This is a genomic window from Enterobacter sp. (genome assembly GCF_977039595.1).
Genome location: NZ_CDRQYH010000029.1, coordinates 17,359 through 26,326 on the forward strand (window position 1 = coordinate 17,359; position 8,968 = coordinate 26,326).

The 8,968-nt window shown below is 58.0% G+C and carries 14 protein-coding genes; 10 read left to right on the top strand and 4 right to left on the bottom strand.

Going from position 1 to position 8,968, the window contains the following annotated elements:
- The first annotated feature begins 9 nt into the window (after nt 1-9).
- On the top strand, nt 10-348 hold the full coding sequence (locus ACWYRJ_RS10985) for a winged helix-turn-helix transcriptional regulator (protein WP_115874985.1): 339 nt from the start codon (nt 10-12) through the stop codon (nt 346-348).
- A 69-nt stretch (nt 349-417) separates the two neighbouring features.
- Nucleotides 418-819: a VOC family protein gene (locus ACWYRJ_RS10990; protein ID WP_325813425.1), complete on the top strand. Its 402-nt coding sequence runs from the start codon at nt 418-420 to the stop codon at nt 817-819.
- Nucleotides 820-886: 67 nt separating this feature from the next.
- Here the strand turns inward: ACWYRJ_RS10990 and ACWYRJ_RS10995 are convergent, their stop codons facing one another.
- Together ACWYRJ_RS10995 and ACWYRJ_RS11000 are read right to left on the bottom strand one after the other, a co-directional pair.
- Nucleotides 887-1,675: a hypothetical protein gene (locus ACWYRJ_RS10995; RefSeq protein ID WP_455507880.1), complete on the bottom strand. Its 789-nt coding sequence runs from the start codon at nt 1,673-1,675 to the stop codon at nt 887-889.
- A 1-nt stretch (nt 1,676) separates the two neighbouring features.
- A complete protein-coding gene (locus ACWYRJ_RS11000; protein ID WP_023311615.1) occupies nt 1,677-1,874 on the bottom strand; it encodes a hypothetical protein in 198 nt (65 codons plus the stop codon).
- Between the two features lie 257 nt (nt 1,875-2,131).
- On the opposite strand from ACWYRJ_RS11000, the gene ACWYRJ_RS11005 reads away from it, so the two are divergent.
- The 8 genes from ACWYRJ_RS11005 to ACWYRJ_RS11040 are packed head-to-tail and all read left to right on the top strand — an operon-like array spanning nt 2,132 to nt 8,006.
- Nucleotides 2,132-2,566 carry a nuclear transport factor 2 family protein gene (locus ACWYRJ_RS11005; protein ID WP_115874988.1) on the top strand — a complete coding sequence of 145 codons (435 nt, stop codon included), beginning with the start codon at nt 2,132-2,134 and terminating at the stop codon, nt 2,564-2,566.
- Nucleotides 2,563-3,282: an SDR family NAD(P)-dependent oxidoreductase gene (locus ACWYRJ_RS11010; protein ID WP_455507881.1), complete on the top strand. Its 720-nt coding sequence runs from the start codon at nt 2,563-2,565 to the stop codon at nt 3,280-3,282. The genes ACWYRJ_RS11005 and ACWYRJ_RS11010 overlap by 4 nt, the downstream gene beginning before the upstream one ends.
- Nucleotides 3,279-4,538: an NAD(P)/FAD-dependent oxidoreductase gene (locus ACWYRJ_RS11015; protein ID WP_111964685.1), complete on the top strand. Its 1,260-nt coding sequence runs from the start codon at nt 3,279-3,281 to the stop codon at nt 4,536-4,538. Before ACWYRJ_RS11010 ends, ACWYRJ_RS11015 begins: the two co-directional genes overlap by 4 nt.
- A 1-nt stretch (nt 4,539) precedes the next feature.
- A complete protein-coding gene (locus ACWYRJ_RS11020) occupies nt 4,540-5,262 on the top strand; it encodes a DUF1365 domain-containing protein (protein WP_111964684.1) in 723 nt (240 codons plus the stop codon).
- Nucleotides 5,259-6,479 carry a class I SAM-dependent methyltransferase gene (locus ACWYRJ_RS11025; protein ID WP_455507882.1) on the top strand — a complete coding sequence of 407 codons (1,221 nt, stop codon included), beginning with the start codon at nt 5,259-5,261 and terminating at the stop codon, nt 6,477-6,479. The genes ACWYRJ_RS11020 and ACWYRJ_RS11025 overlap by 4 nt, the downstream gene beginning before the upstream one ends.
- Nucleotides 6,476-6,961: a DUF2878 domain-containing protein gene (locus ACWYRJ_RS11030; protein ID WP_008502325.1), complete on the top strand. Its 486-nt coding sequence runs from the start codon at nt 6,476-6,478 to the stop codon at nt 6,959-6,961. The genes ACWYRJ_RS11025 and ACWYRJ_RS11030 overlap by 4 nt, the downstream gene beginning before the upstream one ends.
- On the top strand, nt 6,958-7,482 hold the full coding sequence (locus ACWYRJ_RS11035) for a hypothetical protein (protein ID WP_115874994.1): 525 nt from the start codon (nt 6,958-6,960) through the stop codon (nt 7,480-7,482). The genes ACWYRJ_RS11030 and ACWYRJ_RS11035 overlap by 4 nt, the downstream gene beginning before the upstream one ends.
- Nucleotides 7,479-8,006, top strand: a complete 528-nt coding sequence (locus tag ACWYRJ_RS11040) for a DUF3833 domain-containing protein (RefSeq protein WP_111964680.1) — start codon at nt 7,479-7,481, stop codon at nt 8,004-8,006. The genes ACWYRJ_RS11035 and ACWYRJ_RS11040 overlap by 4 nt, the downstream gene beginning before the upstream one ends.
- Nucleotides 8,007-8,008: 2 nt before the next feature.
- On the opposite strand, the gene ACWYRJ_RS11045 is transcribed toward ACWYRJ_RS11040, so the two are convergent.
- Nucleotides 8,009-8,467, bottom strand: coding sequence for a DMT family transporter (locus ACWYRJ_RS11045; RefSeq protein ID WP_455507883.1), 459 nt, complete (start codon nt 8,465-8,467; stop codon nt 8,009-8,011).
- Nucleotides 8,464-8,904, bottom strand: coding sequence for a DMT family transporter (locus ACWYRJ_RS11050; RefSeq protein ID WP_455507884.1), 441 nt, complete (start codon nt 8,902-8,904; stop codon nt 8,464-8,466). The genes ACWYRJ_RS11045 and ACWYRJ_RS11050 overlap by 4 nt, the downstream gene beginning before the upstream one ends.
- Nucleotides 8,905-8,968 lie beyond the last annotated feature (64 nt).

Sequence of the window (8,968 nt, forward strand, 5' to 3'; positions counted from 1 at the left end):
TACTAAATTATGAGTAAGTTATATAGTCCGGAATCTGCCGCAAGCGGCGTGGAGCAAGTATTACGGTTGCTGGAAGGGCGCTGGAAATTAATTATTCTTTTTCATCTTTTCGACGGAAAAGTGCAGCGCTATTCTGATTTCGAAAAACTGATCCCCGGTATTTCCCAAAAGATGCTGGCGCAGCAACTTCGACAACTCGAGTCCGACGGTATCGTTTCGCGGATGGTTTACCCTCAAGTGCCACCGAAAGTAGAGTATCGCCTCACCGATTGGGGGCAGGCATTATGCCCGGCGCTTGATGCCATGCTGAAATGGGCAGAAAAACGTGAGGCTTACGCAAGCCTGTAATCCTGGCGGTCAGCACGCTTCAATGGAATAGCGTTATCCGTAACCCATTTGTGCAAAGGAAACGAAAAAATGAGAACACAGAAACGATGCCTTGGCTGCGTAGCTATTGTGGTTGATGACTACGATCGCGCCATTGAGTACTACACCGACAAGCTGGGGTTTACCCTCGTAGAGGATACGCCCCAACCGGGAAAACGCTGGGTAGTCGTCTCACCTAACCCGGAAAGCGACTGCAATATCCTGCTGGCTCGTGCCTCTAACGAGAGGCAGGAAGGTTTTATCGGTAATCAAAGCGGCGGCAGAGTTTTCCTGTTCCTTCAGACGGATGATTTTTGGCGCGATTACCATGCCATGAAGGCAAAAGGCGTTCATTTCTGCGAAGAACCTCGTGAGGAAGAGTACGGTACGGTGGTGGTGTTTGAAGATATTTACGGCAACCGCTGGGATCTTTATCAGACTGCGCAACCGTGAATACCACCGCAAATGATGTGTCATTCGCCTTTTGTCCTGTACGCTTCCCAGCAGAGCGTACTCAAAATTATGGGGATGTCTCTTTAGGGCCAGGGCTCTCGTCCCGCTGTGCCAGCGACAGCGCGCTGGCGCTTGCGGGATCGAACAGTGAGATGCTCTCAATCTGATTGAGTAAAATCACCTTGCGGAATGACATGGCGCTGCGGGGTTCAGAGTCGAGCGTAATGTCATGCTCCGCATACCACCTGCTGTAATTATTCTCGATGCGCAGGTTCATCGTATTCGCATCCCGGTACCCGCTCAACATCGGGATCAGCACGATATTGGCCGTTTTTTCATACTCCAGCGTCGCGGTGTGGATCATACCCACGTATATCCGCCTCGAGCGGAGCGTGACCTGCGCCAGCTCGCCTTGCTCCATACACTGATAGAGCAGTTGTTCAATCCCGCTCGCCTGTGCCAGACGTTTGTAGAGCTTTTTCCGGCTTTCGCCGTCCAGCCTGGCGCTGCCTGCCCAGTTAGAGCGGTAGAGGCAAAACAGGATGGCGAACGCCAGCATCACGACCACCGGCGCCTGAATGCCCAAAAAACTCCAGTTCATAAAGTCGATTTGCCAGTCGGTGTATTTCGGTGAGGCAAAGTGGAAAGCGTTGTTGGCGGCGGAAAGGGCGAGCAGCAGCAGCCAGAGCAGCCCCGTAGCAATCACCCCCTGCAGAACGAAAATACAGCCGTACAGCGCCACAAGAAAATAGACGTCCCAGCCGAAGGAACGCTTGATTTTAAAGCGGGTCGACAGGTCGCGGCTGGTGTACCAGTACCCGCAGACCATCAGCACCATAAATATCGCCGTTCCCATATCAGGCCCTCTTCAGCATGTTGACGTGACGCAGAAAATCCTGCCGCACCTCGTTGCTTTTGTAGTTCACGGAGGCGTTTCCGTCCTGGTCGATAATGATGCGGTCGCCATCTTCGACGGCTTCAATAATTTCCTGCTGGCTCATCACCTGCAGTAAGGATTCCGGGCTGGAGAAAAGGGAGAGAAAGAAGCGTTTCATGTCAGGCATCCTTATGAATTAAAAAGAATAAGCCTGGATGAAGACCGATAAATTTGCCTTAAGGATATCCTGAAAGTTAAAGCCGGGTGATGGCGAAGCCTCATCCGGCCTGAAAATTCGCCAAAAGAATGGCTTTCAACTTGTTGATATTTCTGCTTAATAAAAAATAAATTTGCACAAACTTGGACAAATAACGTTAATTGTGTAAGTTTTAAGTATGCGATTACGCCACGTTGTTTACAGCCAGGATGTGACCCATGAGCACTTTGCCCTCTGTCGTGAGTCGGTTTGTTGAGTACTACGCCGCACTGGATAGCCAGCCGCCGTCCGCGCTGGTCGGGCTTTACCATTCAAACGCCACGCTTGTCGATCCGTTCGGCGAGCATGACGGTATCTTTGCGCTCCAGCGCTATTTCACCCATCTGCTGGCCAACGTCGAGAACTGCCGTTTTTCTATCGATCCGCCGCTGTGCAGTGGGAACCGGTTTGTTGTCACCTGGGTGATGCACTGGTCGCATCCGCGCATTGCCGGAGGTGAGCCGCTCGATCTGCCGGGGTGCTCGGTGGTGGAGACGGAAAACGATCTCATCACGCGCCAGCGCGACTACTACGATGCGGGAGAGATGATCTACGAGCATCTCCCTCTGCTGGGCTGGGCGGTACGCGGCGTGAAGCGGAGGGTTAAATCATGAAGACGGTGCTGATTACCGGCGCAAGCTCGGGCATTGGTGCCGGGCTGGCAAAATCCTTTGCCGCTGACGGCTACCATGTGATTGCCTGCGGGCGCGATCCGGCGCGTCTGGAAGCGCTGCATCAGACCTGCCCCAACCTTACCGTTCGTCTGTTCGATATGACGGACCGGGACGCCTGTCGCCAGGCGCTGACCGGCAGTTACGCCGATCTGATTATTCTCTGCGCCGGTACTTGCGAATACCTCGACGGGGGCGTGGTGGACGCAGCGCTGGTAGAGCGGGTCATGAACACCAATTTCCTCGGGCCGGTGAACTGCCTTGAGGCGCTACAGCCGCAGCTGGTTGCCGGTAACCGCGTGGTGCTGGTGAGTTCGATGGCCCACTGGCTTCCCTTCCCGCGTGCAGAGGCCTATGGCGCGTCCAAAGCCGCGCTGAGCTGGTTTGCCGAAAGCCTGCGCCTGGACTGGGAGCCAAAAGGCATTGCCGTGACGGTTGTTTCCCCGGGCTTTGTCGATACGCCCCTGACGCAAAAAAACGATTTCGCCATGCCGGGCAGGGTGACCGTCGACGAGGCGGTGAAGGCGATCCGTATCGGTCTGGCGGCCGGGAAAATGCACATCGCGTTTCCGTCCGGGTTTGGCTTCATTTTGCGGCTGCTCTCCGGGCTGCCTGCGTTTCTACAGCGCACGCTGCTGCGCAGGATGGTGCGCTCATGAACATTGCAATTATCGGCAGCGGCATTGCCGGACTGACCTGCGCCTGGCGCCTGGCCGGGCATCATCAGGTGACCCTGTTTGAAGCGGGATCCACACCGGGCGGCCATACCGCAACGGTTGATGTGACGACGCCCCAGGGCACATACGCGATCGATACCGGTTTTATCGTTTACAACGACCGCACCTATCCGCGCTTTATGGGCCTGCTCAGCGAGCTGGGCATCAGCGGGCAAAAAACGCAGATGAGCTTTTCGGTACACAACCCCGAAACGGGGCTGGAGTACAACGGTCACACCCTGACGTCGCTGTTTGCCCAGCGCCGCAACCTGGTGAACCCGGCGTTCTGGCGTCTGCTCGGCGAGATCGTCCGCTTCAATCGTCTGGCAAAACAGGCGCTGGACGGGGTGGTGGACCCGAACGCCACGCTGCAGACGTTTCTGGACCAGCACGGCTTTACGCCGTTTTTTGCGCGCCACTATATTTTGCCGATGGGAGCCGCCATCTGGTCATCCTCTCTGCAGGAGATGAAGCGCTTCCCGCTGCCGCTTTTCTTACGTTTCTTCCAGAATCACGGGCTGCTGGATATCACCCATCGCCCGCAGTGGTACGTGGTGCCGGGCGGCTCGCGAGAGTATATCCGTGCGATGCTGGACAAATTAGGCGATCGGCTGACGCTGCATCTCAATTCACCGGTGCAGCGGGTGAGCCGCCACGAGCAAGGGGTTACGCTTCAGCTTGAAAACGGCAGCCATACTTTCGATCGGGTGATTTTTGCCTGCCACTCCGCCAGTGCTCTGGCGATGCTTGACGATCCCACCTCCGCAGAGCGCGAGGTGCTGGGCGATATTGGCTGGCAGCGCAACGAGGTCGTGTTGCACAGCGACCCGCGCTGGCTGCCGGTGCGGCCGCGCGCGTGGGCGAGCTGGAACTACCGCCTGAGCGCGCAGGAGCAGGCGAGCGCCTGTGTTACCTACAACATGAACATTCTGCAGGGGCTGCCTGCGGGCAGCCCGCTTTTCTGCGTCACCCTGAACCCTGACGTGCCGGTAGATGAACGCTTCGTTCTGCAACGCTTCGTTTATGAACATCCGCTGTTTAACCCGCAAAGCTGGCGGGCGCAGGCGCGGCGCGGCGAGATCAACGGTCATAACCGGAGCTGGTACTGCGGGGCCTACTGGTACAACGGTTTTCATGAGGATGGCGTGCGCAGCGCGCTGGACGTGGTCAATGCGATAGCGGCCGGAGAGGGGAACTAAGATGAACAGCTGCCTCTACCACGGCGTATTACGCCACCGCCGCCTCCAGCCGAAAAACCACGAATTCAGCTACAGCGTCTTTATGGCCTGGCTGGATCTCGATGAACTGCCGCTGCTGCCGTCCGTCGGCGTACGGCACAATCGCTTTGCCGCCACCTCGTTCCACGACTCGGACTATCCGCTCGGCACGCCGCTTAAAGAGAACGTGCTCAGCAGGCTGGAGAGCCTGACCGGAGAACGGCCGGACGGGCGGGTCATGCTCCTGACGCAGCTGCGCTATTTCGGCTTTCATTTCAATCCGGTCAACTTTTACTACTGCTATGACGAGAAGGAGACGCTGCGCTGGGTGCTGGCGGAGGTCCGCAACACGCCGTGGAATGAACGTCATTACTATGCCGTCAACGGACAGAATGCACAGCCCACGGAAAAAGCGTTTCACGTTTCCCCCTTCAACCCGATGGACATGATCTACCACTGGCGCTTCAACGATCCGGATAACACGCTGCATATGCACATTGAAAATCATCAGGAAGCGAAGGTGTTCGACGCCACGCTCGCCCTGCGCCGGGAGCCGCTGACCCGTCCGGCACTGCGCGCGCTGCTGCTGCGCATCCCGCTTATGACCCTGAAAACCGTTTTCGCCATTTACTGGCAGGCGCTGAGGCTGTGGCTCAAGCGCGTGCCGCTGTATAACCATCCCGTCAGCAGGAGTGAACGCTCATGACCGATCCCGTCTTTGCGTTAGAACCCGATATCCCGCGCAACGCCCGCCTCGCGCGATGGCTGCTGTTTCGTCTGTTAAGCGGCATCCGCGGTGGTTCGCTCACCCTGCGTGAAGGGGCGCAGACCTTCCATTTTGGCGAGACATCCTCCGCGCTGCACGCCGACGTGCAGATCCTCACGCCCGCCGTCTACTGGCGCGTCTTAACGGGCGGGAGCCTTGCCGCCGCTGAAGCCTGGATGGACGGCGAATGGGAAACCGCGCAGCTCACGCCGCTTCTGCAAATCCTGGCCCTCAACGGCGAGGTGCTTGGCCGTCTTGAGAAAGGGTTCCGGCTGCTTGGCCGACCGCTGGAGCGTTTGCGCCACTGGACGCGGCGTAACTCCCGCGCGCAGGCGCGTGAAAATATTGCCGCCCACTACGACCTGGGCAACACCTTCTATGCCCATTTTCTGGACAGGGAACTGCTTTACTCCAGCGCGCTCTTTACCGCAGACGAGCAGGATCTCACGACGGCTCAGCAGGCCAAAATGGCGCGCCTGTGCGACCAGCTGGCGCTTAGCGAGGCCGACCACCTGCTGGAAATCGGCACCGGCTGGGGGGCGATGGCGGAATACGCGGCCCGTCATTATGGCTGTCGGGTGACTACCACCACGCTGTCGCAGGAGCAATACGTCTGGGCAACCGAGCGGATCGCCCGCGCCGGACTGCAGGATCGTGTTGAGGTGCTGCTCTGCGACTATCGCGACCTCACCGGGCAGTACGACAAGCTGGTCTCAATAGAGATGATTGAAGCCGTCGGGCAACGCTATCTGCCTACATTCTTCCGGACCTGTCAGGCGCGGCTGCGCCCGGGGGGACGAATGGCGATTCAGGCCATCACCATTCAGGACCAGCGCTATCGCGACTACAGCAAAAGCGTCGATTTTATTCAGCGCTACATTTTCCCCGGCGGCTTCCTGCCGAGCATCACCGCGATGAACGAGCTGATGACGCGCCACACCGATTTCGTGGTGCGCAATCTCTTCGACATGGGGCCGGACTACGCCCGCACGCTGGCGCACTGGCGGCAGCGCTTTGTCCACGCCTGGCAGGAGATTGAAAAGCTCGGCTTTGATGACCGGTTCCGCCGCATGTGGCTTTATTACTTTGGCTACTGTGAAGCCGGGTTTAACGCCCGCACCATTAGCGTGGTGCAGCTGACCGCAGAGCGCGTATGAGACGATATCTTCAGGTCTTCCTGCTGGCCGTCGCGTTCGATCTCTACTGGGCGCTGGTGGTGCTCTTTCGCGAACAGGGCCTGATTATCTGGCTCGGGCTGGCGATCCTGGCGTGCCTGCTCTTGCCGTCTGTATATCGTTTTTACGCCATTGGGCTGGCCGCGGCGGGCAGTTTGCTGGATACGCTCTGGGCGCTGACGGGGCTGATCGCCTTCACGGGTGATGCCCTGATGCCGCTATGGATGGTGGCATTATGGCTGATGTTCGCCACCGTCTGGACGCAGCTTACGCGCACCACCACGTTGCCCGGCTGGCTGCTGACCCTGCTTGCCGCCGTGGGAGGCCCGGTAGCGTACCTGATTGGCGAGCGGCTGGGTGCCATCACGTTTCTGGAGCCAACCTTTATCGTCGTCAGCTGGATGGCGCCGGGGTGGCTGGTATTGATGCTGTTTTTCCACCTGCTGATGGGGAGACAAAAATGAGAGCTGCATTTTTGCTGCTTTGTCTGACGCTGGTTGTTCCCGTTGGCCAGGCCGCCGACTGGCTGGCGTGGCGGAAGGTGGGCGACGCCACGCTTACCTGGGGGCCGTTCACGGTCTATACCTCCCAGCTGCGTACTCCGGACGGGCGTTACGGTCGGGAGGACCAGGATCAGGCGCTGATTATTACCTATGCGCGCGACATCGATCGCGATGAACTGGTCGAGGCGACCCGCGACCAGTGGCAGGCGCAGGGTATCCTGGCGCAGGAAGCGCAAAGCGAAGCCTGGCTGCGGATGCTCCAGTCGCTGTGGCCTGATGTCCGACAGGGCTCACAGCTGGCGTTTGTTCTCAACGATAAGCAGGGGCAGTTCTGGTATCGCGACCCGACCCTTCAGAAAACCTTTATTCCCCTGGGACCACGCCAGTCAGAAGCGTTCAGCACCCGCTTTCTGGCCATCTGGCTCGATCCCCGCACGCAATACCCTGAACTGCGTCAGCAGTTAATCGGAGGCCAAAAATGAAACGTTTCCTGATGATGGCGCTGGCATTGACGATGCTTCTGGCGGGCTGTAGCACGGAGGTGACCGAGTACCGCCAGCAGCAGCCGCGGCTGGATATCTTCCACTACTTCCAGGGTAAAACTGAAGCGTGGGGGATGGTGCAGGATCGCAGCGGCAAGCAGATCCGTCGCTTTCACGTTGAGATTGCCGGGGATGTGATTGGCGATACGCTGACGCTCAACGAGCACTTCGTTTATGACGACGGTGAGAAGCAGCAGCGAGTCTGGCATATCCGGCGCCTGGGGAACGATCGCTATGAGGGCACGGCGGGGGATATTGAAGGGGTAGCAACGGGGCAGGCCGCAGGCAACGCGTTCAACTGGCATTACAGCATGAACGTGAAGGCCAACGGCAGCACCTGGCTACTGAACTTTGACGACTGGATGTACCTGCAGGACGAGAACCATCTGTTTAATAAAACCGAGATGAAGAAGCTGGGCGTCACCGTCGCCACGGTAACGCTGTTCTTTACCCGTAAGACATGAGTCTAGTCGCGGGTGCTGTGAATTTTACTGCTCGAGTAGATGAACCAGAGAGCAATCCCCAGGCAGACTACCGCCCCCAGACGGCTCGGCGAAAAGGGAATAGCGGCATTACCCAGCCAGCCAAAGTTATCAATTAACATGCTCATGGTGAGCTGGCCGAATATCACCGCCACCGTGGCGACGGCGGTGCCGATGCGCTGCACGGCGAGTACCATAATCACAATATAAGGCACGCCAAACATTGCCCCGAGAAGCTGCCATTTCGGCACGTCCAGCAGGCTGACGGCCTGCTTAGGCTCAAAGAAGAAAATCAGCAGGGCGGTCACCAGCGCGCCGACGGAGAAGGTCAGAAACGCGCTTTTAAATACCCCCACGCTGCTGCCGAGCTGGCCGTTAATGGCGGCCTGAATGCTCAGCGTTGCGCCGCCGCAGACGGCCAGAAGAATCATAATCAGTGTCATACGTTACCCCTGTGCGCCAGAACCAGTGCCGCAATGATGAACCCCAGTGCAATAATGCGCTTTGCGTTTATCTTCCTGTGCGGCGAACCCAGCAGACCATAGTGATCAATGATCAGGCTTTTAAAGACCTGGCCGGCCAGAATGCCAATCATGGTCATGGCGATGCCGATGGCGGGTGTCGCCACGGTCAGGATGACCACGTATACCGGACCGAGCACGCCGCCGAGCAGCTGCCAGCCGGGCTGTGAGAAAAACGACGGGCTGTTGCGCGGGCTGAAAAACAGCATCAGCAGAAACGTCAGCGCGGCACCGACGCCAAAAATGCTGAACGTCGCCCATAAATCCCCAACCTTTCCACCCAGCGGTCCCAGCAGCCCCGCCTCGACGGAGAGGCCCATCCCGCCAGCAATCACCAGTAAAATCAAAACCAACTGCATTCTTCTTCCTCCGTTTTCAGGCGAAGAAGATTACGTGGGTTGTCCAGTGAGAAAAATGCCATAA

Bases quoted from the DNA above. Each gene is read 5' to 3' on its own strand.
- ACWYRJ_RS11040 (WP_111964680.1), top strand. From the start codon at position 7,479: ATGAAACGTTTCCTGATGATGGCGCTGGCATTGACGATGCTTCTGGCG.
- ACWYRJ_RS11035 (WP_115874994.1), top strand. From the start codon at position 6,958: ATGAGAGCTGCATTTTTGCTGCTTTGTCTGACGCTGGTTGTTCCCGTT.
- ACWYRJ_RS11020 (WP_111964684.1), top strand. From the start codon at position 4,540: ATGAACAGCTGCCTCTACCACGGCGTATTACGCCACCGCCGCCTCCAG.
- ACWYRJ_RS11030 (WP_008502325.1), top strand. From the start codon at position 6,476: ATGAGACGATATCTTCAGGTCTTCCTGCTGGCCGTCGCGTTCGATCTC.
- ACWYRJ_RS11050 (WP_455507884.1), bottom strand. From the start codon at position 8,904: ATGCAGTTGGTTTTGATTTTACTGGTGATTGCTGGCGGGATGGGCCTC.
- ACWYRJ_RS10995 (WP_455507880.1), bottom strand. From the start codon at position 1,675: ATGGGAACGGCGATATTTATGGTGCTGATGGTCTGCGGGTACTGGTAC.
- ACWYRJ_RS10990 (WP_325813425.1), top strand. From the start codon at position 418: ATGAGAACACAGAAACGATGCCTTGGCTGCGTAGCTATTGTGGTTGAT.
- ACWYRJ_RS11025 (WP_455507882.1), top strand. From the start codon at position 5,259: ATGACCGATCCCGTCTTTGCGTTAGAACCCGATATCCCGCGCAACGCC.
- ACWYRJ_RS11000 (WP_023311615.1), bottom strand. From the start codon at position 1,874: ATGAAACGCTTCTTTCTCTCCCTTTTCTCCAGCCCGGAATCCTTACTG.
- ACWYRJ_RS11010 (WP_455507881.1), top strand. From the start codon at position 2,563: ATGAAGACGGTGCTGATTACCGGCGCAAGCTCGGGCATTGGTGCCGGG.
- ACWYRJ_RS10985 (WP_115874985.1), top strand. From the start codon at position 10: ATGAGTAAGTTATATAGTCCGGAATCTGCCGCAAGCGGCGTGGAGCAA.
- ACWYRJ_RS11045 (WP_455507883.1), bottom strand. From the start codon at position 8,467: ATGACACTGATTATGATTCTTCTGGCCGTCTGCGGCGGCGCAACGCTG.
- ACWYRJ_RS11015 (WP_111964685.1), top strand. From the start codon at position 3,279: ATGAACATTGCAATTATCGGCAGCGGCATTGCCGGACTGACCTGCGCC.
- ACWYRJ_RS11005 (WP_115874988.1), top strand. From the start codon at position 2,132: ATGAGCACTTTGCCCTCTGTCGTGAGTCGGTTTGTTGAGTACTACGCC.